General features: G+C 43.1%; 27 protein-coding genes and 1 pseudogene. 13 read left to right on the top strand and 15 right to left on the bottom strand.

The features are described 5' to 3' along the window. Positions 1-52: 52 nt before the first annotated feature. From P343_RS23040 to P343_RS23030, 3 genes are all read right to left on the bottom strand, one after another. On the bottom strand, positions 53-1,009 hold the full coding sequence (locus P343_RS23040; protein ID WP_023509094.1) for a beta propeller repeat protein: 957 nt from the start codon (positions 1,007-1,009) through the stop codon (positions 53-55). Positions 1,010-1,204: 195 nt separating this feature from the next. Beyond that, a complete protein-coding gene (locus P343_RS23035; RefSeq protein WP_023509093.1) occupies positions 1,205-1,999 on the bottom strand; it encodes a TIGR00266 family protein in 795 nt (264 codons plus the stop codon). A gap of 59 nt (positions 2,000-2,058) precedes the next feature. Then, a complete protein-coding gene (locus P343_RS23030; protein WP_023509092.1) occupies positions 2,059-2,838 on the bottom strand; it encodes a class I SAM-dependent methyltransferase in 780 nt (259 codons plus the stop codon). 232 nt (positions 2,839-3,070) lie between these two features. On the opposite strand from P343_RS23030, the gene P343_RS23025 reads away from it, so the two are divergent. Then, positions 3,071-3,652: a manganese efflux pump MntP gene (locus tag P343_RS23025; RefSeq protein WP_023509091.1), complete on the top strand. Its 582-nt coding sequence runs from the start codon at positions 3,071-3,073 to the stop codon at positions 3,650-3,652. A 298-nt stretch (positions 3,653-3,950) separates the two neighbouring features. On the opposite strand, the gene P343_RS23020 is transcribed toward P343_RS23025, so the two are convergent. The 3 genes from P343_RS23020 to alsS form a co-directional block, all read right to left on the bottom strand. Further along, entirely contained in the window at positions 3,951-4,229 is a 279-nt protein-coding gene (locus tag P343_RS23020) for a hypothetical protein (RefSeq protein ID WP_023509090.1), read from the bottom strand. A gap of 229 nt (positions 4,230-4,458) precedes the next feature. After that, a complete protein-coding gene (budA, locus tag P343_RS23015) occupies positions 4,459-5,178 on the bottom strand; it encodes an acetolactate decarboxylase (protein ID WP_023509089.1) in 720 nt (239 codons plus the stop codon). A 76-nt stretch (positions 5,179-5,254) separates the two neighbouring features. Next, on the bottom strand, positions 5,255-6,946 hold the full coding sequence (gene alsS / locus P343_RS23010) for an acetolactate synthase AlsS (protein WP_023509088.1): 1,692 nt from the start codon (positions 6,944-6,946) through the stop codon (positions 5,255-5,257). A 270-nt stretch (positions 6,947-7,216) separates the two neighbouring features. Here alsS and alsR point away from each other — a divergent pair, with 270 nt between their 5' ends. Beyond that, the gene (gene alsR / locus P343_RS23005; protein ID WP_023509087.1) at positions 7,217-8,110 is read left to right on the top strand and encodes an acetoin biosynthesis transcriptional regulator AlsR; all 894 of its coding nucleotides are present in this window, start codon (positions 7,217-7,219) and stop codon (positions 8,108-8,110) included. A 1-nt stretch (position 8,111) separates the two neighbouring features. Here alsR and P343_RS23000 read toward each other — a convergent pair whose 3' ends face one another. Further along, on the bottom strand, positions 8,112-9,224 hold the full coding sequence (locus tag P343_RS23000) for an AI-2E family transporter (protein WP_031263628.1): 1,113 nt from the start codon (positions 9,222-9,224) through the stop codon (positions 8,112-8,114). A 235-nt stretch (positions 9,225-9,459) separates the two neighbouring features. On the opposite strand from P343_RS23000, the gene cls reads away from it, so the two are divergent. Further along, complete coding sequence (cls, locus tag P343_RS22995) at positions 9,460-10,908, top strand: cardiolipin synthase (protein ID WP_023509085.1); 1,449 nt, start codon at positions 9,460-9,462, stop codon at positions 10,906-10,908. A 44-nt stretch (positions 10,909-10,952) separates the two neighbouring features. On the opposite strand, the gene P343_RS22990 is transcribed toward cls, so the two are convergent. After that, positions 10,953-11,399, bottom strand: coding sequence for an acyl-CoA thioesterase (locus P343_RS22990; protein WP_023509084.1), 447 nt, complete (start codon positions 11,397-11,399; stop codon positions 10,953-10,955). Positions 11,400-11,511: 112 nt separating this feature from the next. Continuing rightward, positions 11,512-12,225, bottom strand: coding sequence for a helix-turn-helix transcriptional regulator (locus P343_RS22985; protein WP_023509083.1), 714 nt, complete (start codon positions 12,223-12,225; stop codon positions 11,512-11,514). Positions 12,226-12,543: 318 nt separating this feature from the next. Between P343_RS22985 and larD the strand changes: the two genes are divergently transcribed. Further along, a complete protein-coding gene (gene larD / locus P343_RS22980) occupies positions 12,544-13,254 on the top strand; it encodes a D/L-lactic acid transporter LarD (RefSeq protein WP_023509082.1) in 711 nt (236 codons plus the stop codon). A 448-nt stretch (positions 13,255-13,702) separates the two neighbouring features. Here larD and P343_RS22975 read toward each other — a convergent pair whose 3' ends face one another. Beyond that, complete coding sequence (locus P343_RS22975; protein ID WP_023509081.1) at positions 13,703-14,362, bottom strand: VTT domain-containing protein; 660 nt, start codon at positions 14,360-14,362, stop codon at positions 13,703-13,705. Between the two features lie 430 nt (positions 14,363-14,792). Continuing rightward, positions 14,793-15,062 (bottom strand): glutaredoxin family protein, encoded by a 270-nt coding sequence (locus P343_RS22970; RefSeq protein WP_023509080.1) that lies wholly within the window; start codon positions 15,060-15,062, stop codon positions 14,793-14,795. Between the two features lie 153 nt (positions 15,063-15,215). Between P343_RS22970 and P343_RS22965 the strand changes: the two genes are divergently transcribed. The 7 genes from P343_RS22965 (at position 15,216) to P343_RS36640 (ending at position 20,054) form a co-directional block, all read left to right on the top strand. Then, complete coding sequence (locus P343_RS22965; RefSeq protein ID WP_023509079.1) at positions 15,216-15,713, top strand: GNAT family N-acetyltransferase; 498 nt, start codon at positions 15,216-15,218, stop codon at positions 15,711-15,713. A 156-nt stretch (positions 15,714-15,869) separates the two neighbouring features. Beyond that, complete coding sequence (locus tag P343_RS22960; RefSeq protein ID WP_023509078.1) at positions 15,870-16,454, top strand: ECF transporter S component; 585 nt, start codon at positions 15,870-15,872, stop codon at positions 16,452-16,454. A 250-nt stretch (positions 16,455-16,704) separates the two neighbouring features. Further along, a complete protein-coding gene (locus tag P343_RS22955) occupies positions 16,705-17,565 on the top strand; it encodes an energy-coupling factor transporter ATPase (RefSeq protein WP_023509077.1) in 861 nt (286 codons plus the stop codon). Next, positions 17,552-18,409, top strand: a complete 858-nt coding sequence (locus P343_RS22950; RefSeq protein WP_023509076.1) for an energy-coupling factor transporter ATPase — start codon at positions 17,552-17,554, stop codon at positions 18,407-18,409. The genes P343_RS22955 and P343_RS22950 overlap by 14 nt, the downstream gene beginning before the upstream one ends. 3 nt (positions 18,410-18,412) lie before the next feature. Further along, entirely contained in the window at positions 18,413-19,225 is an 813-nt protein-coding gene (locus P343_RS22945; RefSeq protein WP_023509075.1) for an energy-coupling factor transporter transmembrane component T family protein, read from the top strand. A gap of 98 nt (positions 19,226-19,323) precedes the next feature. Further along, positions 19,324-19,749, top strand: coding sequence for a CBS domain-containing protein (locus P343_RS22940; RefSeq protein WP_023509074.1), 426 nt, complete (start codon positions 19,324-19,326; stop codon positions 19,747-19,749). A gap of 197 nt (positions 19,750-19,946) precedes the next feature. Further along, a complete protein-coding gene (locus P343_RS36640; RefSeq protein WP_023509073.1) occupies positions 19,947-20,054 on the top strand; it encodes a YjcZ family sporulation protein in 108 nt (35 codons plus the stop codon). A 149-nt stretch (positions 20,055-20,203) separates the two neighbouring features. On the opposite strand, the gene P343_RS22935 is transcribed toward P343_RS36640, so the two are convergent. Next, a complete protein-coding gene (locus P343_RS22935; protein ID WP_023509072.1) occupies positions 20,204-20,944 on the bottom strand; it encodes a YdcF family protein in 741 nt (246 codons plus the stop codon). Between the two features lie 214 nt (positions 20,945-21,158). Between P343_RS22935 and P343_RS36635 the strand changes: the two genes are divergently transcribed. Beyond that, positions 21,159-21,578 carry a hypothetical protein gene (locus P343_RS36635; RefSeq protein ID WP_023509071.1) on the top strand — a complete coding sequence of 140 codons (420 nt, stop codon included), beginning with the start codon at positions 21,159-21,161 and terminating at the stop codon, positions 21,576-21,578. A 396-nt stretch (positions 21,579-21,974) separates the two neighbouring features. On the opposite strand, the gene P343_RS36305 is transcribed toward P343_RS36635, so the two are convergent. The 3 genes and pseudogenes from P343_RS36305 to P343_RS22920 all read right to left on the bottom strand — a co-directional run. Continuing rightward, positions 21,975-23,033, bottom strand: a complete 1,059-nt coding sequence (locus P343_RS36305) for an N-acetylmuramoyl-L-alanine amidase (protein ID WP_023509069.1) — start codon at positions 23,031-23,033, stop codon at positions 21,975-21,977. A gap of 207 nt (positions 23,034-23,240) precedes the next feature. Continuing rightward, positions 23,241-24,215, bottom strand: coding sequence for an aldo/keto reductase (locus P343_RS22925; protein ID WP_051384710.1), 975 nt, complete (start codon positions 24,213-24,215; stop codon positions 23,241-23,243). 82 nt (positions 24,216-24,297) lie between these two features. Continuing rightward, positions 24,298-24,570 (bottom strand): annotated as a pseudogene (locus tag P343_RS22920) (VOC family protein); the annotation flags it as partial. Between the two features lie 206 nt (positions 24,571-24,776). Between P343_RS22920 and P343_RS22915 the strand changes: the two are divergent. After that, the gene (locus tag P343_RS22915) at positions 24,777-26,234 is read left to right on the top strand and encodes an IS1182 family transposase (protein WP_023509066.1); all 1,458 of its coding nucleotides are present in this window, start codon (positions 24,777-24,779) and stop codon (positions 26,232-26,234) included. The last annotated feature ends 112 nt before the right edge of the window (positions 26,235-26,346 follow it).

The following is a 26,346-nucleotide window of genomic DNA, read 5'->3' as shown; positions in this document are numbered from 1 at the left end:
CGATCCTTTCGTCATTTCCATCAGTGTATCATAGATTTAGTCTTTATTCTTATTATCTTCCATTCAATGCGCGTCCTTTTTTTGCCAAAATCGTCCAGTTCTGCCCACTGTTTTCAGTCAGGTAAATATCACCGTGCTTTGTCAACATGGCTGCCTCACCAAATTTTACAGGGTTTTGTGCAATCTGAATTAGATTATCGCTCTCCACAGTGCCCATATCGAGATTGATGGTTTTCTTCTGATCTGGAAGAATCTGATAAAGCTCTGTTTCCTTGCCCGTAGTACCAGCAAGCAGTGAAGTTTGTTTGGAGAAGCCATAGGATACACAGGTAACAGAATAACCTTTTAAGTAATGTTGAAAATGCACACCATTATCTTCGCTTACATAAAGACCGTTTGTTGTTCCAATCGACAGCAATTGCTTATTTTTTGGTGCTGCGGCTATAGCCTGCACGGTACCAACTATATGATCCAGGCTCTTGTCCTTCCATTTCTTCCCTCCGTCATCTGAAAAAAGAAGAATCTGACTGCTGCCGCTCTGCCGCAGATTATAAAGTCTTCCAGTCGCGTAACCAACTGCCAAAACTCTATGATCCCTTTTCACTGAATTGCTTATCAAGCGTTCTTGATTCAGAGTTTTCCAGTGTAAACTGCGATCCATATTCTGCTGAATGAATCCTGAGTTAATAGGTAAAAAGGCTGTCGCATGTTCATCATCTTTAAGTTTTTCTGCATGCCAGACGCCTTTTTTATAGAAAAGCAACTTTTTCTCAGTTCCAAGCCATAGCGTTTTTCCATCATTGCTGTAGCCTGCCCCGAGCACACGCTCAAAATGGTTGGCCTGATTTCCGTCCATATTTGCAGCGCGAACAGCGTAAATAATCCAGATAGTCAGCCCAGCAAGCAAAAGAATAAAGAGGACCTTCGCGGCAAGCAGCCAGAACACCCATTTCATACTTTTCTTTCCGGACGCCGTATCCGATACATTCCGGTTCTTTGTTTCACTCACCTGATACCACTCCGATTTATTTCATTCACTTTATTGTAACGAATTAGCAGTCAGAAACCTAGCATGTTGCCCGAAAAAAAAGATACTTTGAAGGAATGAAACAGCGCCGCGGCATTTACCAGCGGCGCTGTTATCAAAAGGAGCTCCATTATATGCGAACACAGCAGTCAATTTATTAACATATTGTCTAAGCAATTAATTGCCGTCAAATAGGTTAAACAAACCGCCTGTAATACTCCCTTCGTCCTTGCTTCGTCCTACAGGGTTGCCTGGCATCGCACTGAACACGCGGCTCGCCAATCGGCTGAATGGCAGCGATTGAACGAGCACTTTTCCCGGACCTCTTAAAGTCGCAAAAAACAGCCCTTCACCACCAAATAACGCTGTTTTCACGCCTTTGACTAGCTCAATGTCATAGTCGACGCCGCTTGTCATTGCGACAAGGCAGCCTGTATCTACCTTTAGCATTTCACCAGATTCAAGATCAATTTCTTTAATCATGCCGCCTGCGTGAACAAAGGCGAGCCCGTCACCTTCAAGTTTCTGCATGATGAACCCTTCACCGCCAAAAAAGCCCGTACCTAATCGTTTTTGGAAAGCAATACCTACGGAAACACCTTTTGCAGCACATAAAAACGAATCCTTCTGACAGATCATTCGGCCACCATACTGGCTCAGGTCAAGCGGAATAATCTTTCCGGGGTAGGGCGAAGCGAAAGAAACATGCTTCTTTCCAGCTCCTTCATTGGTGAAGGCGGTCATAAACAAGCTTTCGCCTGTCAGCAAACGTTTTCCGGCTCCAAACAACTTGCCCATAACGCCACCGCCTTGGCTGCTTCCGTCACCAAAAATCGTCTCCATCGCGATCCCGTCCTCCATCATCATGAAGCTTCCAGCTTCAGCGATGACCGTCTCACTTGGATCCAGTTCAATTTCTACAAATTGCATTTCCTGGCCTTCGATTTTGTAGTCGATGTCATGATTATTCACGCGCGCTTCCTCCTCAATTTCTGTCTATAATGCTTTGAATTTTATTAATAACAGTGGCCTTATTTAAATGCAATGATGTAATAATCAGTAACAGGCTCTGTGAAGATCCCGCTCGAATTAAGCGATTTAAGCTGATCGTACATTTCTTTTTCGAAATTAGGTGCATCTTTGCCGAGAAATTCTTTTCGGCATGCTGAAGTGGAGTAAAGATAGCCAATAATAGACGGGATATCACGGTGTCTTACTGAATGAATCTGATCGCTTAGTAAGGAATGAAACGAAGATTGAGCCAGTAACTGTTCATGTCGGACACCAATCTTTCTTTGACCGGCATTGGGAAACCAGTTGTCAATAACTCGTTGAACGGACTGCTGCCAATCCAGTGAACGATCACCAAGCATATGTCCCTGACCAACGAGCGCAAGCGCCCCGCCTGATTCAAGGCGATCATAACTCAGTTTCAGAACCCGCTCACGATCCATCCAGTGAAACGCATCTCCTGACGTAATCATCCGGAATGTGCCGAGCTTAGCGTCCACGCTTTCAGAAGGCATGTTGACCCATTTCATATTCTCGATATCCAGCAATTCACACTGACTCTGGGCAGATTGCAACATATCAGTACTGACATCAAGGCCGATCGTCTCCTGAAAATATTTGGCCATCGGGAAAGTCAATTTGCCTGTTCCACAGCCTAGATCGAGCAGCCGCCCCTTACCATCCAAATTACACTTTTTTGCTAATGTTTGTATCAATTGCTCACTATATTGGCCCCGATATTTCAGATAATAATAGGCAGCGCCGTCAAAGAGGCCATGCGTCTTTAAAATCTGTTTCACTCGATCACCTGTCTCTCAACCAATTCGGTTCATGCTTTACTGTCTGTCTCCCGGTGATCCCGAAAGGAACAAGCAGCCTACCAACTCTTTTTTATATAGCTTCATGTCAACGTCGGCATTCTTAATGAACACCTTTCTTATTTTAACATACTATACCTTCCGACCGGGCAATTTGTAAAACAACAATTCGTTGGCCCGTTTGTACTATTTATGTAGCTAAGGGGATGAGAAAATGCATTGGTTCATGATTCTCTTAATCGGCATCGCAGCGAGCATTGATAATTTCGCTGTCGGTATGTCGTACGGAATCCAAGGTAAAAAAATCACTTGGATCGCTAATCTATTCATGGCTACCGTGGCACTGATCACATCACTTGCCACGATTATCGCTGGATCGTTGCTTGGATTTTCCATTCCGGAATTCTTCGCGAATATGATGAGTGGCGCGATCATTCTCGGCATCGGACTTTGGACATTCGCAGGTGCATTCAGGCATCGTGATAAGCCATCAAAAACCATTCCCCAGGCGGATCAGATTGATCGTGATCAAAACAATCTTATTTCTTTCAACGAGACATTTTGGTTAAGCTTTGCTTTATCTTTCAACGCCATGGGCACTGCTTTTGGCGCCGGAATTGGTGGATTAAATCCTGCTGGTGTCGCTTTGACGGTCGGCACGCTCTCCTTTTTCTCCATTGAAGCCGGGCAACGGGTAGGGCTAAAAAGACTCAGGTCACGTATTGGCAGAATGTCTGAATACGCTGCATCGCTTTTGCTGATCTTCATCGGGATCTATACACTCTTTACTTCGTAAATGTAATCCTGGTAAAGGTGTATTTTCTATCAGATAAACGATTTATTTATCGCCCATTTCATGTCTTGGCCATTCTGAGTATTTGAGAAGACCAGGACCACGTTGGGTATGTACTTGTTGGACAGGCTTTTTCGAAGTGCGCCACGGCGAGTAATTAGCAGGTACCTTCACCTTCCCGCAGGAGTTCCGCAAATTTTTGATCAACAGTAGAAATGAACAGAGCCTTTTATTTAACAAAAAAAGCGCCTTAAAATAAGCGCATGAAACAAACCCATACATTTTCACTCTCCAAAAATCATTACTGGTAAGGCCCTTCCTTTGAATGACGATAGAGTACCAACAGTTTTCTTACAATCATATAAAGCCCATAAGCTGAAAGTGCGTAAATCCCTGCAGCCAAAGCACCTTCAACCAGCTTAGATCTTTGTTCAACAAACGCTGTGTAAAACAAACCTAATGCAAGAGCTACAGGAAATAGAATCAGATCATGCGCATGAAATAATAGCTTGATAAGTATGGTCAACACCATGATCGATCCTAATGCTGCAAATGCCGGTATGATCATCATTTGAATCAAGATCTTCGCCTGCCTCTTTTTTATCCTTATTCCAATCTTGAAAGGCACAGTTTTTACCCACTGTATTCTTCATCTCACTCGAATAGAACACTGCTGCTGATCTACAATGAATCATCGTGCAATAGAGTCAAAATAAAAGATCCGAAGCGGAAATACAATCTTTTCCGTTTCAGATCTCTTAATCATTTTATTTATCATTTTATTTATCATTTTATTTATTGCTATTTTTTTAGCCTTCAGTTACTTTAATTTCTTTCTCTAAGTCGCTCCGTGAAAGATTGGCTTTGAGGAACCCTTCTGTTTCCGGAGTGTAAAGACTCATATGTGATTTTTTGTCGATCTGCACTGTGCCGTGATCGAATGAATAGTCAAACACATGGCCTCCGCCTTTTCGTTCCTCATCAATAAAGTGGAGATGAAAACCTGATACAGCGATACCTTGTGTGTAAGCAGGCGACCAGAAACCGACAATCGTTCCTTTCACATTTTTAAAATGAAAGATCGGTTGTGATTTAACGGCTTCAATCATAGGAATTGGTTGTTCCTGATAAGCAACCGTTCGCGTACTAACTTCCTTGAAGACGCCGTCAATCCGGAAGGCGTAAAACAGGTTTTCGCTAGCCATCAGCTTCTTCAATTCATTCTCAAACGCCGCTTTTTCAAGGGGTTGCTCAAACTTTTTCTCAACGGTTGGCTGGAAATACGTCAGTGAACAGAAAGGTGTCATGTCCTCGCTCTTAAGAGGGGTAGCTGTGCCGTCACCCCGCAATCGGTAAAATTGTCCGTCAAAAGCGATCATTTCACCATCCAGATGTTCAAAGGTGCCAATACCGAAATCCCCATATTCTTTAATCTCATCGTAACTCATCGCGCCTTCAAATACACCGTCCAGCAGAGACGACATTGTTGAAAGCTGAAACAATTGTCCATTATTCTTTGTACTTGCCATAATGGGAAAAACCTCTTTCCTCAAAAGTTAATAGCTGACAGGTGCCCAATATACCCACCTAATCGTTTGAATAGGATTAGTTTAATTGGTTCGGAATCAGACTCTTGCCAAGTGCGATATTGTCACTGTAATCAACCGGCACATCAATAATTACCGGTCCGTCATTGTATTCGAGTCCTTCTCGCAATACATTCTCCAATTCCTCAGGCTTGTTGACCCGAAGGCCTTTAGCGCCAAAGGATTCTGCATATTTAACAATATCAATTGCTCCAAAGTCGATTCCTGATGTACGGTCATACTTCATTTTCTGCTGGAATGCAACCATATCATAGGTTCCGTCATTCCAAATAATATGAACGATCGGCAGTTTCAGACGAACCGCTGTTTCCAGTTCCATGGCTGAGAACAAGAATCCTCCGTCACCGGACATTGAAATGGTTTTCGCATGATTATTAACTAGCGAAGCGGCCATTGCCCATGGAAGCGCGACACCTAGTGTCTGCATACCGTTACTGAACAGCAGTGTCTTTGGTTCATAGGAACGGAAATGGCGTGCCATCCAAATGTAGTGAGAGCCGACATCACAGGTTACAGTCGTATCATCACTGATCAAGTGGCGCAACGTGTGAATCAGACTGAGCGGATGCACTAGATTACCGTTTGCTTTCTTCGGCGGCTCATCACGCGCATCCAGCTTGTGTCGCATTTCTTCAAGATAAGTGAGGCTATCCTTGGTCATGTTCAGGTTAGTCAGCTTATCCTTAATGCGTTGAACTGTTGACTCAATGTCACCAACCAGCTCAATGGATGGCTGATAATAGTGATCAATATCAGCGCGCACTTCATCTAGGTGGATAATTGTTCGGTTCCCGACATTATTCCAGTACTTTGGATCATATTCCACCGAATCGTATCCGATCGTGATAATAACATCTGCTTTTTCCAATACCAAGTCACCCGGTTGATTGCGGAACAGACCGATTCGGCCGAAGAAATGTTCTTCCATATCACGCGGAATCAAACCTGCTGCCTGGAACGTTTCCACAACAGGAAAGGCAATCTTCCGAAGCAGCGAGCGAACTGAAGAAACTACGGAGAACCGGTTAGCACGCATTCCTGCGAGAATCACCGGCATCTTTGCATTTTTAATTGCTTCAACTGCCCGGTCAATAGCTGCTTCAGAAGCTGTTCCAAGTTTCGGGCTTTCCAACGGGCCAAGTGCATTAACAGTTGTTGTAGAAACAAGCACGTCCTGCGGGAAGCTGACTACACTCGCACCAGCTGAAGTGGATTCCGCTGCACGGAATGCGTTGGTAACCACTTCCGGTACGTTTTTCGGATCAACAACTTCAGCACTGAACTTTGAGATAGGCTGGAACAAAGCCGCGTTATCCATGGACTGGTGAGTTCTTTTCAGCCTGTCGGCACGCGGAACAGCTCCTACTAAAGCGACAATCGGGTCATTCTCAACATTGGCTGTCACAATGCCAGTTGCAAGGTTTGAAGCGCCCGGACCTGATGTTACCAAGCAGACACCGGGTTTACATGTGATACGTCCGATCGCGGCAGCCATAAAAGCGGCATTTTGCTCGTGACGGCAAACAATCAATTCCGGCCCACGGTCCTTCAACACATCATACACCGCGTCAATCTTCGCTCCGGGAATCCCAAAGATATATTTCACCCCTTGCTTGATTAAGCAATCGACGACGAGTTCAGCACCAGTGGCAAGCTTCTGCTCTTCTTTTTCCTTTTTCAATTCGCTCACGATAATTCCTCCTCTTGATTTGTGAGTGTTTCATTATAAGGCGAATCAGCCTCATGGTTTCAATCGTTGTAATGAATGTCAGGAGACCTTTCCGTTCATCATTTACCAAATGTTACTGTGATTAATATCATTGTACCGCTTGAAATTAGCAATGTGAAATATATTATTGAACACTATGTAATACACAGGGTATATTAGTAATGAAGAGGATGTTCAAAAAGGCCGGGAAAAATTGCCAGTGAATCTATTTTAAAAGGAGCATGAGCTTAGATGGAACTCCGCCATTTTATTTATTTCATTACAGTCGCAGAAGAACTTCATTTCGGACGGGCAGCTGCTCGGTTGCAAATGACACAACCGCCGCTCAGCAAACAAATTCAGCAGTTTGAAGAAGAAATTGGCGTCGCCCTTTTTAAGCGGAATAAACGTCATGTTGAATTGACAACGGCCGGTGAGCTTTTTCTGCCGGAAGCCCGCGAAGTAGTCGCGCAAGTCAACCAGGCTGTAGACACAGCGCAAAGAGCGCACCGCGGCGAGTTTGGACGATTGGTGATCGGCTTTGTCGGTTCGGCAACCTATGACATTTTGCCAAGCATCATCAGGGAGTATCGGCGAACTTTCCCTTATGTCTCGATCCGTCTTCATGAATTCTCTACGCCCGATCAAGTGAACGCACTGATCGGCGATCGTATTGATGTCGGACTCCTGCATCCTCCGGTCAGCAGTTCTTTGATTGAAACCACGCCAATCAAGCGTGGCTACGCGGCACTTTCGTTGCCGAAAAACCATCCACTGGCAAAGAAAGACAAAATATTGATTGAGGATCTTCGCGACATACCTTTTATTCTTGTCTCTCGTGACATTTGGCCAGGCCTTTATGATGAATTTCTTTCACTTTTCCAAAATGTCGATTTCACCCCAAAGATTGTCCAAGAAGCGACCGAATACCAGATGGTTGTAGGACTTGTGTCGGCCGGTATCGGCATTGGTGTAGTACCCGCGTCCGCTGAAAAGCTGTTCAACCTGGAAGTGGTCTACCGATACATTGATCAGTATCCGCTCAAAGCCGTGCTATCACTCGCCTATCTGAAAAAAAATACGAATCCGGCTCTGAAACAATTTGTCTCACTCACAAAGCGGATTCGCAGCGGCGAAGATGAATAATCTATGATTTAATTAAACTATCGTCTTTGCTCTTGCGGCGCAAGCGCACCAGCCGAATCATGTGTGCAATAAATGTCTTGATCATCGCGTAGGTTGGTACGGCAAGAATCATGCCGATCGGACCAATCCATTTTCCCGAGACGAGCAGCAGAACGATAATGGTCAGCGGATGCGTATTCAGTCTTTTTCCCATGACGAGTGGAGAAATCAAGTGTCCATCGAGCTGCTGAACGACAACAATCACAGCTAGGACAAGCAATGCTTTGGCCGGGGAATCCATCAGCGCGATGACTAACGCTGGTGTTGCACCAATAATCGGACCGAGATAAGGAATGATATTCGTCACGCCTACGATCAATCCCAAAAGAAGACTATACGGCAAGCCGATTACTGCAAAGCCAATGCTTGAAGTAATCCCTACAAATGAAGCGACAATGATCAGCCCATGAATGTAGGAAGAAAGTGTATCATTCAGATCACTCAAGATATGATTGACTTCACCATGATACTTTTGGGGGAAGAAACGGGTGACCGCATAAGGCAGCCTGTTTCCATCCTTTAACATATAGAACAAAATAAATGGTACCGTTACTACGGTTAGTGTCACGTTGACCAGCACATTAAAAAATGTCGACAACCCAGTTCCAGCATTATTCGTGAATGATTTCAACATCTGTTCAAGGCTGTGCTGAATTTTGTCAATGGAATAATAGTTCTGATGAATCAGCCACTTAAAGCCGCGTGAATCTGCCAGATGCTCAATGCTTTTTCTCCAGTTGGTGATGTAATCCGGAAGCTGGCTGAACAGCGATTTGACCTGATCCGCCAACGGCGGCCCAACAATTACGACAAGCAACGTAATCATCCCCGTCAGGATAATGTAAATAATCAGTATGCTGACTGCTCTCGGTATTTTCATTCGCTGGAAAATGTCTACGAACGGGCTGATCAGAAAAAACAGAAAACCTGCTACAATAATCGGGAAGAAAAGTGTCGTAATTAAAGTGACTACCGGGATGAAAATAAAAGAAATTTTCGTTAAAATGAAGATAAGCAGCGCAATTCCAAGAAGCTCCACAGTCCAGAAAATCAGATTTGAATGTTTTTTCAGCACAGTCCCCACACCTTTTCACAAGCCCTCAATGGACATGATCTGCCAAATTTTATTAGTTTAATTATAGCGTGTAACCAAGCGCTGAATCAACGAAAGTTGTATATGGACTGCCCGGTAGCCCCCTAGTTTCTTGATCTGCAAGCTTCACAATAGCTTATCCATAGCTAGCGCGTCTTGCTTGTTTCGAGGTATAATCAATTATTATCGATCCGCCATGCAAAAAGGATGTGGTGAAATGAGCATCATCACGATATTACTGACGATCATGATCGTGACAAATATTTTATTGGGCGCGACTGTCGTCTTTCTCGAGCGGAAAAGTGTCAGCTCTACATGGGCATGGTTGATGATACTCAATTTCCTGCCGATCATCGGATTTATCCTTTATCTCATATTCGGCCAGAATCTAAGCCGACGAAAGATATTTAAATGGGATCATACGGTTCATCAGCGAACAAAAGAATTGGTAAGCAGTCAGATGCTGGCCATTGTTAATCAAGAACCGCCTTTCTCTGATCCGATTCTTTGTGATTACCATAGCCTAATCTACCTGAATCTGAATAACGATGAAGCACCGCTCACACTGAACAATAGTCTTTCGATCTATACCGACGGTGAGACCAAGTTTCAGCAACTGCTTAAGGATATTCGATCCGCCCACCACCATATTCATATAGAATACTATATCTTCAGAGGCGATTTTTTGGGAAATCAACTGATCGATACGCTCATTCAGAAAGCAGCTGAAGGTGTCATGGTTAGACTCCTTGTGGACGATGAGGGCTCAAGGCGGCTACCTAAGAAATTAGTGCGGCATCTGATGCAGGCAGGTGGAAAATTCCAGACCTTCTTTCCTGGCCGTCTGCCGCTACTAAACCTACGTATTAATTACCGTAATCACCGAAAACTTGTTATTATTGACAGTAAAATTGGTTATATTGGTGGCTTCAATGTCGGTGACGAGTATCTGGGTCTCAGCAAAAAGTTTGGCTTTTGGCGTGATACCCATTTGCGCATTATCGGAGAATCCGTAAACAGCATTCAATCGCGATTTCTTCTGGATTGGAATCAGGCCTCCGGCGAGCAGGTGCCGTTTCAATCGTATTATACAATCGATGACAAAGCCGTTTATGGTGAAGTAGGTATTCAAGTGGTCTCGAGCGGTCCGGATCAAAAATGGGAGCAAATTAAGAATGCCTTTATTAAAATGATTTTATCAGCGAAAAAAACAGTTTACATTCAGACTCCCTATCTGATTCCCGATGAAAGTCTGCTGAATGCCATTTCGATCGCTTCACTGTCCCATGTCGATGTTCGGATCATGATCCCAAACAAACCGGATCATCCGTTTGTTTATTGGGCGACTTATTCCAACGTCGGCTTGCTTCTGGAAACCGGTGCACGTGTCTATCTTTATCAAAATGGTTTTCTTCATGCGAAAACCATTATTGTTGATGAACGGCTGGCTACAGTTGGCACATCCAACCTAGACTTCCGGAGCTTCGGCTTGAACTTTGAGGTGAACGCCTTTATTTATCATCAGCAGACTGCCAAGCAGCTCGCCGCAATATTCAAGCAGGATATCAAGCTTTCGAAAGAATTGACGATGGCGGATTACAGCAAACGTTCGTTCCTCATCAAGTTTAAGGAAAGTATTTCGCGTCTTTTATCTCCAGTCCTTTGAGCAAAAAAAGCAGCCGAATGCCGGCTGCTTTTTATTGCCTTCTATTAATTTATTTCTTCCGCAATACGAATCTGACGCAACGCGGGAACACCCTCAGGTGCGTCCTGATGCTGTTTCAGAATACCTTTAATCGCTTCAGTCAATGGCATGACTTTTTTATTTTTGTAATCATAGCCGATCAAGGTCACACGGCCTCTCGCATGCCAATTGCCGCTCGGACCTGCGATTGCGTGCTCCACATCAAAACTCGATCGAGATATCGTGCTGATCCATGTATACACAGTAATTTCTTCGTCATAATTAATCTCTTGAATGTAGTCGCAGTGTGTAGAAGCAACGATCACACGCCAGTCGCTCAGATCCATGCTTGGCGTGAACCACCGGAAAATTTCCCGTTTTCCCTCTTCAAAGTAGGTGTAATAAACCGCATTATTGACGTGGCCCATGGCGTCACAATCAACGAATCGCACCGGAAGTTTTGTAGTAATCATCCAGAAAGCCCCCATTGTTTATATTCCGAAAAAAATTTTTTCTCTGGGGACTAGTGTACCACAACTGTCCGTGCAATGGGCACAATCCAATTAAGCCAGCATGCGGCTGCCTTTAGGATTGCATAGTAGCCCGATACTCTGATGGAGAACGCCGTTCATATTTCTTAAACATTTTTGTAAATGATGCGTTGTACTCATAGCCCAATTGATAGGAAATGGTCAACACACTCAATTTCGGATCTCCTAACAATTCTTTTGCTCGATTAATACGTAAGTAGTGAATGTATTCAAGCGGGGTCATTTTCATTTTCCGCTTGAACCAATCGCAATAATAGGACGGGGTATAGTGCTCCATCGCTGCCAAAGATTTCACATCAATTTTTTCAGTATAATGCTTGTGTATATAACGTATCGATACGCTCGCCGGCTCATCCATCATTTTATGAAACCAATAGTTAAGCAGCAGAACGGCTTCGTCATGATTATGGTGCATGACTTCATGTATCAGCAATTCTTTAATCGATTGCCAAACGGAATTCGCATCCCAGATCAATTCACTCTGCCCATCAACTTGGTTATTCAAATGTTCACGAATGTAGTGCTCAGGGATTTCAATGATCAGGCTCTCATTTGAATCCAATGAGCAGAGCGAGTAAGGAAAACGAGTCGGCAGTAAACAAAATTGAGTGCCGTCAATCTGTTTTTCACCAGAGTCAGTCACAATACCCGTATAGCCATGAATCGGAATCACGATTTTACAGTGTGTTGCACTGCAATACTGTTGCTCCTTACTGAATGACATAAAATAAAAGTAAATGCCTTCCAATGGGCTGAACCTCCTCTGATCTGATGTCTGTGCTTTCGTTTCAACTGTTCGTCTCTTTTGCTAAAAAGGGATGTATAATTTTGCTCTGCAATTTGCAGTATAACAAATAATCGTTGCCTATGCGTAGATGATGTTGCAAATTGTTAAGTATTTTATCAGAAAAAAGTCAATCCAATTTTTAGAAGTCAACAAATTTGCATTTTGTAAGCGTGTTCTATGAAATTTGGCTAAATTTCATCGATAAAACGGAAAAGAAATAGGCTTGCATTCCTCTTATACTCTTTCTGTTAAAACAATTTGCAGGGGGAAAAAGAATCAATGCATCAATTAATTGCGGAATTTTTGGGAACGGCGTTAATGATCATCTTCGGTGTCGGCGTGCACTGCTGTGAGGTGCTGAAAACATCGAAATATCAGGACTCCGGTCACATTTTCGCCATCACAACCTGGGGATTCGGTATCACCATCACGTTGTTTATCTTCGGAGATGTCAACATCAATCCAGCGATGGTTGTCGCTCAGGCAGTACTTGGCAATATTCCTTGGGCAAATGTGATTCCGCTCAGCATCGCGGAAGTGCTTGGCGGCGTATTTGGATCGATTGTCGTATTCATCGCTTACTATGATCAGTTCAAGGCTTCCCAAGACGTCGACAGGGTGAAAATCCGCAACATTTTCTCAACGAATCCAAATGTGCGTAATTTACCACGTAACTTCTTTGTCGAATTTATTGATACGTTTATCTTTATTACCGCAATTTTAGCTATCGCTTCAACGAAAACTCCGGGCATTGTTCCAATCGCTGTCGGATTGCTTGTTTGGGCAATCGGCATGGGTATGGGCGGTGTCACAGGATTCGCAATGAACCTCGCCCGTGACATGGGGCCTCGTATTGCACACGCAATTTTGCCGATTCCAGGTGGAAAAGCGAACAACGACTGGCAATATGGCATTCTCGTGCCGGGTATTGCTCCATTCCTTGGTGCTGCCTGTGCCGCACTGTTCGCCAGAGGATTCCTCGGACTTTAATCCAAAAAAACGAAAACAATACCGGAAAGGCAGGATTATTCTGCTTTTCCGGTATTTTTCTCTGTTAACCAATTGCAAAAAGCGCCGGCATCCGATCGATGCCGGCGCTTTTTCATTATCTGTTTGGTACAGTTTTCTCTGCCAGTCACCTTGCTAACCGATTCTATGGCTATTTATCCTATTTCCGCGATCATTGTTTCCGTTTAAGTAAAAAGAACTTGTTTATTTGCTTCGTTGAATAACATCTTTGTACATTTTTCTCAACTAATGCTAACGGGAGTAAAAACGTAGTCACTATGCAAATTCATAACGAATTCCACGTGACTTCCCTTATCCTCTGCTTCCTAATAAAACATTTATCATCACTAGTACACCTATCATCATTTTTGAATAAAGAAAAAAGCCGGCATGTCATATACCGGCTTTCTGTTTATTCAGGAACAATCGTTCAATCAATCTGCTTCCCTTTGAATAGATTTTTAATCATGACCAGAATCACCGGCAGAAGTGACACGAAGACAATCAGCAGCATCATCATCGAGAAATGATCCTTAATGAAAGGAATCTGACCGAAGAAGAAACCGGCCATTAGCCCTGCCAACGTCCAAACCACACCGCCAAGAATGTTGTATAACAAGAAAAAAGGATAATGCATTCGGCTCGCGCCCGCGATAAAGGGGATAAATGTACGGATAAAAGGAGCAAATCTACCCAGAAAAATTGCGAAACCGCCGTATTTATTGAAAAATTCTTCTGCTTTTGCCATTTTCTCCTGATTAATCAAGCGTTGTAACCGATTGTGTTTCTCCAAAGATTGTCCGATTTCACGGCCGATCCAATAATTGATTGTATCGCCAAGCACAGCTGCAATAATAATGAGGAAAACAAGCAGCCAGATATTTAATTCGGAACCACTATGAGCAGCAATCGCACCGGCAGCGAATAGCAGTGAATCTCCAGGCAAAAACGGACAAATAACAAGTCCGGTCTCGATAAAAATCACGATAAACAAAATGGCATACGTCCATGCTCCGTATTGATTGACGATTTGTGTTAGAAACTTATCAATATGGAGAAAGACATCAACAAACCATGATACAGAATTCATCCCCACGTCTCCTCTGTCATTTACATAAAATGAATTCAAGACTGCCCCAATTTTTCCCGGACAGACTCTATTCATCATCCTACCCTAATTTTATGTAAATAGGAAACCCTATTTGCCAATCTCTTAAATCATTACATAAAGAAAAAATTGGCGAAGGCAAGTCTTTGACGCCGGCTGAGTCTTAGTTTTTTTATTTTTATTAAAAAAACCAGGCTATGCCTGGTCCTTTACTCTCACTCTATATGCATCAATCTTCTGCTTGAACAACACTTCAGCTGCTCGCTTGCCGCAGGCGTCTCGCGCCTCCGTGTCCCGAACTTAATTTATTGAGGGAGCACCGCTTCGCACCATATCAGCAAGTTCAAAATTTTATATTTTCTTAACTTGCAAAAAAGAGTCCGGATCTAGCCTCCGGGCTCACCAACTGAAATTAACCAATTGCTTCTTTCATAAATGCGGTAATTGTTTCTACCTTTGAATCACTCAGCACCTTGCCTGTCTTATTATCAATGAATGTCGGAACAGTCATAAACTGATATTTGTCTTTCAGCTGAGCAAATCGCTCCTCATCATGTTCACGTACGAACACTTCAATTTGATCATTGTATTTTCCTTCAAGTGCTTGGTTCAAGACAACCTTTGCCCGATCGCAATAAGGACAAACCGTTTTCGTAATCATCAATACTTTTTTCTCAGACATATTTTCCACTCCTCTTTTGTCTTATTGTAACCAATAATTGTCCTTCATGTCATGCCTTCTGCTTGGAATAGAGCACCTTTTACAGCTGTTCAACATAATGTCGATCTTTAGGTGTACACTGGACATTGTAAATAATTGAAAGAGGTGCTTGCAGTGGATATTTTCCAAGAAAAACAGCCGGATAATCTCTATATTTCACAGAAACTGCGATTAGGTAAATTTCAGGAAATCGTTCCCCAGGCGCTGTCTTGGTATCAAGATGAACAAATACTACGCCTCATCTCCAGGCAAAACATCGCACCTTACGATCAGACTCGATTAAAACGGATGTATGACTACCTTAATGGACGCGGTGAATTATATTACATCGAATACATGACAGGAAACAGATTTATTAAAATTGGAGACGTTACCCTGATGCCGCATGACCTTCCCATTGTAATCGGCAATCCAAAATTCCGCGGAAAAGGGATTGGCCGTCAGGTCATACATGGCCTAGTCGCCCGCGCTTTTGCTCAGGGGATGACGGAGGTTTATGTTGAAGACATTTATAACGACAATATCGGGTCACAACGCGCATTTGAAAAATGCGGCTTTACCCGCGATAAGAAAACGATATTCGGGCACTCATACCACCTGCTGGCGCATTAGTGTTATTATGTATTGGAGACTCCCTAAGGACCTGAAAAAACTGTTTGACAGTTCACTGAACAAATAGTAGAATTGCTTCTAACCTAATCCCCTGTACATTGGTTGGTTTTATTTGTTTACTGACTTTATTTATTCATTTTTAAGGAGGAACTAAAAATGAGCAATGAGAGCATTGAAAAAAAATCTTTTGGTATTCGTGACATTGTGCTCGTCGCTTTGTTCGCTGCAGTAACGTATCTCGGCATTTCCGCTTTGAGAATACCGCTTCCTGCAGCTGTCGGTGCACCGTTCATTCATTTTGGCAATTCACTTCTCGTTCTGGCTGTACTACTTTTGGGCGGCTTCCGAGGCGGTCTTGCCGGAGCGATCGGACTCGGACTTTTCGATCTGCTTAGTGGATACGCCTCCACTGCACCCGTCACAGTCATTCTCGCATTTGCCGTTGCAGGCATTGTCACCTATGCCTTTCATTTATTGAAACATACCGACACGCCTGTGAACATCTTCATTCTCGCACTCGTCGCAGGCGCATCAAAAATCGTGCTTGAATTCTTGCACGGGCTGATCGAATTGCTGCTTGGCGGCAGCGCATTCGGTGCAGCGGTTATCGGTGCGTTCACGAGTCTTCCTGCAACAGCAATTAACGCGGTTTCTACCGTCATTATCGTAAGTGTCCTTTATTTTCCATTAAAGAAGGGCCTATCGATCTTTGACTCCAACAAAGGGGTTTCCAAAGCCTGATTAAACCGTGTATGATTAAGTTCGGACAGAGTCTCTGTCCGGGCTTTTTTAATACTCGCCAGAAAATATTTATTTTTATTAAGAATCTGTTCGATTGAGAGGACAAAAAGGGCCGAGAAGATCAAGGAAGCGCAGTTTTGAGAACCGGAGCGTATGCGAATAATACGTGAGGAGCGGAGAAACAAGTTGACGCAGAGATTCGACAGCAATTTTTCCCGGACTTATCGACACCCTCTATTAAGGAGTTTTCATGAGCGCTCTGATTGAAATCAACAACTTATATTTTCAATATCTGCATAATCAGTCACAAGGCGGCTGGATTCTTAATGGAATCAATCTGACCATTCAGCAAGGTGAATTCGTCGCCATACTCGGACCAAATGGATGCGGCAAATCGACTTTAGCCAAGCATTTCAATGCGCTGCTTGTTCCATCAGGCGGTGAAGTCTTCATCAACGGATTAGATACTCAGGACGAACAGAATCATTTGGATATCCGCCAAACGATCGGAATGATTTTTCAAAACCCCGACAATCAGATCATCTCGACGATCGTTGAAGAAGATGTCGCGTTTGCCCCAGAAAATCTAGGACTGAAACCTTCTGAAATTCGCAAGCGTGTGGATTGGGCACTCTCTGCGGTGGATATGCTGGGTTACAGGCGCCACACCCCTTTTAAACTGTCTGGAGGGCAAAAGCAAAGAGTGGCAATCGCAGGCATACTTGCCATGCATCCGCAATGCATTGTCTTGGATGAGCCGACTTCGATGCTTGATCCTAAAGGACGCACTGATGTCATGAAAACAATTGAACAGCTGAACCGTGAGCTAGGTATAACTATTGTGCTGATCACGCATCACATGGAGGAAGCCGCACGGGCAAAACGGGTGGTTGTGCTTGACCATGGCCAAGTCGCACTTGACGATGAACCCGCCAATGTTTTCTATCAGGTGGACTTGTTAAAGCGGCTGAAGCTGGATGTGCCGCAGATTACTGAGCTTTGCTTGCGCCTGCGAAAAAAAGGTATCCATATTATGGATCGGATCACCAGTGTCGGTCAATGTGCTGAGGCTTTGATTGCAGCTTTGGAGGAACAAAATGGCCATCATTGATTTAATAAATATCAACTATTGTTATGGCGCCGGCACTCCATTTGAAAAACAGGCACTGCGAAATGTCTCATTATCCGTAGCGCCTGGTGATTATATTGGAATTATCGGCCATACCGGTTCTGGAAAGTCAACCTTGATCCGTCACTTCAACGGGCTGCTTCGCCCAAATTCAGGTCATGTCTTGATAAACGGAAAGGACATTTGGGCAAAACCGAGCCTCATTCGATCCATTCGCTTTCAAATTGGCTTGGTTTTTCAATACCCAGAGACACAAATTTTCGAGGATACAGTCGCTGCGGATGTTTCCTACGGCCCGCGCAATATGGGTTTAAGCAAAGAAGGAATCGATCTTCGCGTCCATGATGCTCTGCAGTTTGTCGGTTTGGATGATTCCTACCTCGGACGGAATCCCTTCCGTCTTTCCGGTGGCGAAATGAGGCGAGTTGCGATTGCAGGTGTGATCGCGATGAAACCTCAAGCTCTCATTCTTGACGAACCAACTGCTGGACTTGATCCTGAAGGGCGGCATATGATTCTAGAGCAGATTGAACGGTTCAGACGCGAAAGCGGCACAGCTGTCATCCTTGTCTCTCATAGTATGGAGGACATTGCCGAACATGCGAAGCACGTTATTGTCCTCGACCAAGGAAGAATCGCGCTATCGGGAACGACAACTGCCATTTTTAATCAGGCCGAACAATTGGTTCATCTTGGCCTCGATATTCCGCAAATCACGAAAGTACTTCTCGAGCTGAAAAAGAAAGGCTATCCTGTCAACACCGGAGCCACCACGATCGACGATGCAGAACAAGAAATAATGCATTTATTTGAGAAAGGCGGGTAATAAATGCCTCGTGACATTACGGTCGGTCAATTTCTTCCCGGTCACTCGATCATGCACCGTCTTGATCCGCGAACGAAAATTGTACTGACATTTTTCTTTATTATTCAAGTCTTTATTTCAAAAAGTGCGATAAGTTTATCCTTCTTGATCGCCCTGCTTGGTGTATTCATCGCCTGTTCTCAGGTTTCCCCAGGGAAAGTATTTAAAGGCGTCCGTCCAATGATCCCGGTAATTATATTTACCGCGGTGCTTAATATATTCTATGGCTCAGGCGATCCGGTACTTAGCTTTTCTATATTCCACATCACAAAACAAGGCTTGTTTACAGGTTTCACATTAATGGTTCGTTTAACAGCCTTGATCGCGGGGTGTTCGTTGATTACATATACCACCTCATTAAATACGCTTGCCGCCGGACTTGAGCAGCTGCTCTCTCCCTTCAAGCGATTTCATCTCAAAGTCGGTGAACTCTCGATGACGATTGCCATCACGCTTCGCTTTTTGCCAACGCTTGCGGATGAATTTGATCGGATCATCGATGCTCAGAAAGCGCGCGGTGCTGAATTTGGAAGTGGAAATTTTATAAAAAGGATTAAATCCTATTTCCCGGTTATCCTTCCGCTTTTTATGTCTGCCTTCAGGCGCGCTTTTGAATTGACGAACGCCATCGAATGCCGCTGCTATCGGGGCGGCGAAGGCCGGACAAAGATGTCGGTTCTGAGGCTTTCAAAAACCGACGTTGGCGCCATCTTATTGTTTTTACTTGCCTTCAGCCTGACCATCATTTTCAATGTACTTTTTCCCTTTCAATATTGATCGAACATTTTTGACTACCGGAAGCTGTTTCCACCTCCTTTTTTTCATGATTGCGATGATTTACGGGTAAATTAGTGAACGAAGGGAGGTTCACAACCATGGCTCAAACATTAAAAGATGTCATGTCCGGAGATGTTGTTTGCTGTTCTCCGGATCAGAGTGTGAAGGAAGTGGCTGAATTGATGAATAGCCACAACATTGGATCAATTCCTGTGACTGAAAATGGGCGCTTCGAAGGTATCATCACAGATCGTGACATAACGATTCGTACAACCGCGAAAGGATTGGATAACGCGACTGTGCTTGATTGCATGAGCAGTAAACCGCTTATTTCCGGAACACCAGATATGGATGTTCACGAAGCTGCACGGCTGATGTCCGATCATCAAATCCGCCGATTGCCGATTGTTGAAAACGGACGTGTTATCGGTATTGTTTCATTGGGAGATCTGGCGATTGAAGATCAATATGATAATGAAGCAGAAAAAGCGCTATCCGGCATTTCCGCTCCAAGCGGTCGTTAATCAGTCCAAGTTCACTTAATGTCGCAGAAAAACGAAATCGTTTTTTCTGTGTTCTTTCTGATTCTGACCTATCTTCTTTTGTATTTTTCAGCACCTGTCCTTTTTTATCCAGGACAGGTGCTGTTGGTATATTCGCCCTCTCCGTACTGGACCAGGATACATATAATACATTATCCGATTGATGAGGGGGTGTATTTATGGGTTGTTCAAATACTGGCGGTGTTAGCTGTGGTGGAAGCGGCTTCGCTTTGCTCGTTGTTCTGTTCATTCTGTTAATTATCGTTGGTGCAGCATTCTGTTACTAATCCAAATGAGTAACGTTGCACCTCCATTTAACACTTTGTCAGATGCCGCATGTCTCTAGTTAACTGCAAAACCTCCTAAGAAAAGGGCGCCTATGTTAAGACGCCCTTTTCACGTTAAGCCGCTCATTAATTTCTGCTAAATCAAGCAATTAGAAAGCTGAAGCAAGCATTCCTACGTATTCTTTTAATGCTGTAAACGCGATACCACCACTAGATGGAACAAATTGCCCAGGGTACAAGGCAAGCTTCTTGCTCACTAAATAGTCCGTAGGATAAGGGGTAACGTCAATTCCAATTTTCTTGAAGATCATCACCGCGCGAGGCATATGAAAGGCAGAGGTCACCAAAATCGGCATCTTGAAATGATGCGTGACCAAGATTTTCTTTGTATTCAGTGCATTTGTTCTCGTTGTAATACTTTTATTTTCTATGAATACCTTATTTTCCGGAACACCAAGTGCCACAAGTTGCCTTCTGCCAATTTCAGCTTCAACTCCACTGTCCGGATAGACCTTCCCACCGGATAATATAATGGGCAATTTGGTTAATTTGTATAAACGAAAGGTAGTCAGCAGGCGGTTCGCTGCATCACCCGAGAGCTGTCCTTCGCCATTCATATCCGGAGTACCCAAAGTTGCCCCGCCGCCAAGCATAACAATTACATCACCTTCTGGATGATCCGGAGGCAGGTAATGGTTTTCAAGTGGATGAACAAGCAAGATGCCTGTTAAAGGAATAAAAGCTAGATACATGAATAGCGTTAACCCACCGAATACATAACAAAACCGTTGTTTTTTTCGAAACATCCAAAAGGCGAGTGCTGCAAGAAGCGTCACAAATAAACCGGGCGGAAGGAGAAAAGCATAAATAAATTTAATGAGATACTCCATTTTTATCGCTCCAAAGATACATGTTCTTTTTTAGTTGAAAACAATACGTATTTTATTTAACTAATTATATATATCTTCGCCTTTCAATGGTTGTTTTTGCCAAAAATTCATCCGGACTAAATTTTTTGATGTTTCAATTTAGCCCTTCTCATGAAAAGATAGTCAAAAAATTTGATGATTCCTGTTATACTAAAAAGAAAAGGAGATGAATGTAATGAGCGAAGAACTTTTAAGAAGCATCGTCGACAAATTGGATGACCTTGGGAAAAATCTTGTAGAATTTAAAAATGAGAGTTATAAAAAATTTGACCTCATTGACCAGAAATTCGTTGCCATTGACCAAAGATTTGATCAAGTTGACAAGAAATTCGTTGCCATCGATCAGAGATTTGATCAAGTTGACAAGAAATTCGTTGCCATCGATCAGAGATTTGATCAAGTCGACAAAAAAATCGTTGCCATCGATCAGAGACTTGATCAAGTTGACAAGAAATTCGTTGCCATCGATCAGAGACTTGATCAAGTTGACCAAAAAATCGTTGCCATCGATCAGAGACTTGATCAAGTCAATCAGAAGTTTGAACGTATCGATCAAAAACTAAATGTAATTACCGATCAAGTGGTCAAAAACTAAATGTAATTACCGATCAAGTGGTCAAAAACTCTGAACAGCTCACGCTTCTTGCTGAAAATCAAAACTTACTAATTGCCAGCCAGCAGCGTCAAGACAAAATCCTTGAGACACTTGCTCTGCGCTCAATCGAACAAGAAACCGAAATTCGTCATATGAAACGTGTTAAGTAATCATCTTTGCAAGAACTCGCATTTCCCGCGACGATTAATAACTTTCCTCTAATAGAACATCAAGCGAATTATTTTCTCCAGCAACAGTTTATTTATCCCTTTTATTCACGCTGCAACAAAAAATAGCCTAAATCATGCCTAATTGTCGCTAACTAGAATTTTATAGAAGGCGAAAATCCAGCATATTTTTGATCATCATGTTTTATCTTATTGCAAATGTGTTATCCTAGCTTTTTTTAAACATTGAAATCCATGTCTGAGGGCCAACAATACCGTCCGCAGTCAGATTGTGGCGTTTTTGATACGCTTTAACAGCTGCCTCCGTTTTTGCTCCGAAAATACCATCAACATGAATGGACAGTACGCGCTGGATCCGCTCAACACCTTTTCCGCTACTGCCCCGTTTTATTAAGGTTTCAGGGTATGGAGCGATCGCAGAATCGGGCGGTTTTGGCTGTTTCTTCTTTTTTTCCAGCGCTTTTGACAGAGCAGCTCTTGTTTCAACGCCAACAATCCCGTCCACTAATAGCTTGTAGTCCTTCTGAAGCACTCGAACAGCATTTTCAGTGGCTGGTCCAAACACGCCATCCGCTCCTGATTTTCCAACACTGTAACCCGCTTTAATCAGATCTTGCTGCAAAGTTCTCACAGCAAAACCTTTATCACTTTTTTTGAATAGAATGTCTGATCTATTTAGAGGAGTTCTTGATGGTACAGGTTTTACTGATGCTGATTTGGATGGCTGACTCGACTGATTTTCTTTGTTGATGTCTTTGCCCAGAATACCTTCAGCAATCGCCTTGCCGATTACATCCGTCTTAGCTGTAACAATCTCCGCATCCGTTTTTGTATCGACAAACCCGCATTCAATAAGGATCGCCGGTGGTTTCGAATGACGGAGCACATACAGACTTTGATTCTTTTTTTGGCCGCGATTTCGCAGGCGCGTTACCGCGTAGATCTTATTCAACACCCGAGCTGCGACTGTATCAGTTTTACTGTCGTATTGATAGACTTCGATTCCTGCTCCGCCGCCAGCGTTCAAATGAATCGATACCGCAAGAGCAAGACCACTGTGCGCATTTATCTTTCGAACAATTGATGAGAGATTTTCGTTCTGCGTCTTGCCCTGCTCATCCGTATCGTCGTATACCGTTTGACCGGCTGCACGAAGATACTTGATCGTTGCGTCCTTAATCTGTCGATCAATAACTTCTTCTCTGATATATCCCTGTGCGCCTGGGACATTTGCATTATGTCCCGCGTGAATACTGTAATTTGCCATTCTTCGACAACTCCTTTTCTATATTCATATGTTCGTCCCCCTTTTCTGGAAAGACAGCTCACTAGTATATAGAAAAAAACACACTTTCCTGGTGGTATTCAAGCGCATGCAAAAAAAAAGAAATTAACCTAGGTTCCGCACGAACAAAAAAAAGATTCGGGCATGATGAAACCCAAATCCTTCAAACTCTTTATAATCTATAAAAAATCAAGCAAAAAGCTTAGCAATCAATTCGTAATCCGCATCACTCAATTGAATCTTCTCACATTGAACGTTAGCTAAGAGTTGTTCAGGTGTCCGCGCACCAGGAATGATCGGTCCAATTTGCGGATTCTTTACGTACCAAGCGAGCACGATCTGAGCCACAGTCGCGTCATATTTCGAGGCTATCGGTTTCAGTTGATCCGCTTTCGCCACATTGTCTTTCAATTGATCTGGATTGTAAAGATCAATGTTCAAACGATAATCGCCTTCCTCAAAATGGGGCAAATTGTCTAGTGAATAGCGACCGGTCAGCAGTGATGCAGCAAATGGTTCGTAGGGCACAAACGAAATGTGCTGTTCATTCAAATAGGACACCACATCGGTCATCGCGTTTTGCTGAAACAAATTGTATTGATTTTCTACTAAATCCACGTAGCCGTCCACATTTGCTTCTTTCACTTGCGCCAGTGTAAAATTTGAAATACCAATCGCGCGCAGCTTGCCTGCTTCTTTCAGCCGCTGCAGCGCCCCAACTGCTTCAGCCTTCGGCGTATCTTTATCAGGAAAGTGAATGTAAAAGATGTCAAGATAATCCGTTTGCAGGCGTTTCAGGCTTTCATCTACAGACTTTGTTAAAAAATCAGGTGTGTTATTCAAGGTCACCGTTCCATCCGCTGACACTTGTTGCGCGCCTTTGGTCGCTAAAATCACTTTGTGACGGTCATTTTGCTGAAAGACCTCTCCGATCAGTTCTTCTGAATGACCAAGACCATACATAAAGGCTGTATCAATCATTTCAACATCATGGTCAATTGCCGTCTGTACAACCTTCTTTCCAGTCTCATCATCCAAGTTCGGAAATAAGTTATACCCTCCAATTTTGTTTGTCCCAAGACCTAAGGGATTGACATACATATCTGTCTGTCCGATTTGAATCTTATCCAAATGATCACCAGCTTCCTTGCAGATTATCTTCATCGTAGAAAAGATCGCGAACCGTGTCAAAAACTATGCCTGCACGAAAAATGAATGATCGCTGGTTTTGCTCGTTAAATTACGATTAATAGGGTGCAGCGAGTTCTACCTTAATCCGGTCGGGATCTTCGAAATACACAGCGTAATAATCATCCCCACCCGCAAATGGATGCTTATCCCGATAAAGAATCGTGACCCCACGTTCCTCAAGGCGACGGGTGAACTGATCAACTTCCTCCCTCGAATCTGCATGAAAAGCTAAATGATTCAAACCGGTACGGCTCCGATGATAAGGAACATCCAGATACTTTTCTTTTGTCTGCACAAAAACGATATAGGTATCCCCCAGTCTCCAGCTCGAGGTCACTGAAAAAGTCCCTCGTTTTCATTGGGCAGTTGAACGTTTATTCAATCAAACATTTAACTGCCCTTTTCCTTTATAATGGANGAGGTCACTGAAAAAGTCCCTCGTTTTCATTGGGCAGTTGAACGTTTATTCAATCAAACATTTAACTGCCCTTTTCCTTTATAATGGAACGATCAACGTATGTAGGTGGTAGATCAATGATCTCTAATCAGGAAACGCTCACCCTTAGTCCCTATGCAGCGCTATACGATCTCGTTGTCCCAAAAGATCATATGCTTCGTCAAATCAATGACCTTGTGGACTTTTCATTCATCTTCGATGAATTGAAAGCAAAATATTGTCTTGATTTTGGACGTCATGCGATTTCGCCGATTCGTATGTTCAAATATTTATTATTAAAGAAGATCCATGATTTATCCGACGTCGATTTAATTGAGCGTTCTAAATATGACCTGTCCTTTAAATATTTTCTTGATATGGCACCTGAGGATGAGGTCATTGATCCAAGTTCGTTAACCAAATTTCGCAGACTCCGTCTTCAAGACATGAATTTGTTAGATCTGCTGATTGGGAAAACCGTTGAGATCGCACTGGAGAAAGGGATCATTAAAAGTAAAACCCTTATTGTCGATGCCACACATACAAAAGCGCGCTATAATCAAAAATCACCGATCGAATTTTTACGTGAGAAATCTAAAAATGTTCGAAAAGCGGTCTATCAATTAGATGAATCAATGAAACAGAAATTTCCAGAAAAGAATACGTCTGGTGAAGTCAATGAGGAATTAAACTATTGCCATCAACTCATTTCCACCCTAGAAAAAGAGCCGCAAATCATGGCTATTCCTGCCGTTAAAGAAAAGTTTAATGTCCTCAAAGAGAGCGTCGAAGATTTTACAGAACACATGAGCTTTTCGATGGACCCCGATGCACGTGTCGGACATAAAACAGAAGACTCTTCTTTTTTTGGTTATAAGACGCACCTTGCGATGAGCGATGAACGAATCATCACCGCAGCGGTTATTACGACAGGCGAAAAGGGTGATGGAAAATATCTGAAGACGTTAATTGAAAAAAGTAAAAAAGCAGGAATGGGCATTGATATGGTCATTGGTGACACGGCTTATTCAGAAAAAGATAATATTGCCTATACAAAAACAAACAAAATCGCACTTGTTTCAAAATTACATCCCGTCGTTTCAGAAGGGACACGCAAACAAGCCTTTGAATTTAATAAAGATGCAGGCCTGTTCGTTTGCCCGGCAGGGCACATGGCGATTAAAAAGAAATATCAGGGAAGAAATGGACAGGAACGAAAGAATCCACGGATCAGATATATGTTTGATATCAATAAATGTCAGGTATGCCCCATGTGTGAAGGCTGTTATCAAGCAGGGGCAAAAACAAAATCTTACTATGTAGCGATTAAATCCACCGAACACAAGGAACAAAAGGCATTTCAAGAGACCGAGCCATTTAAATCATTGGCAAAAACGCGTTATAAAATAGAAGCGAAGAATAGTGAGTTAAAAAATCGACACGGATATGATACAGCATCATCAACGGGTTTGTTTGGTATGGAAATTCAAGGAGCGACAACGATCTTCGTGGTCAATCTCAAGCGGATTCTGAAGCTCCTCAATGAAAAGAAATAAGAAAAAGACAGGAAAAAAGGTCACCGATCGTCAAAATACAGACGATCAGCGACCTTTTTTGTGTCAATAGTCTCGACCTACCAAAAAAAACATGAGTTTTTCAGTGGCCTCC

It is taken from the genome of Sporolactobacillus laevolacticus DSM 442 (assembly GCF_000497245.1).
GTDB classification, from domain to species: Bacteria; Bacillota; Bacilli; order Bacillales; family Sporolactobacillaceae; genus Sporolactobacillus; species Sporolactobacillus laevolacticus.
Note: the sequence above shows the minus strand (reverse complement) of the source record. Positions and strands in the feature narration are given on the sequence as shown.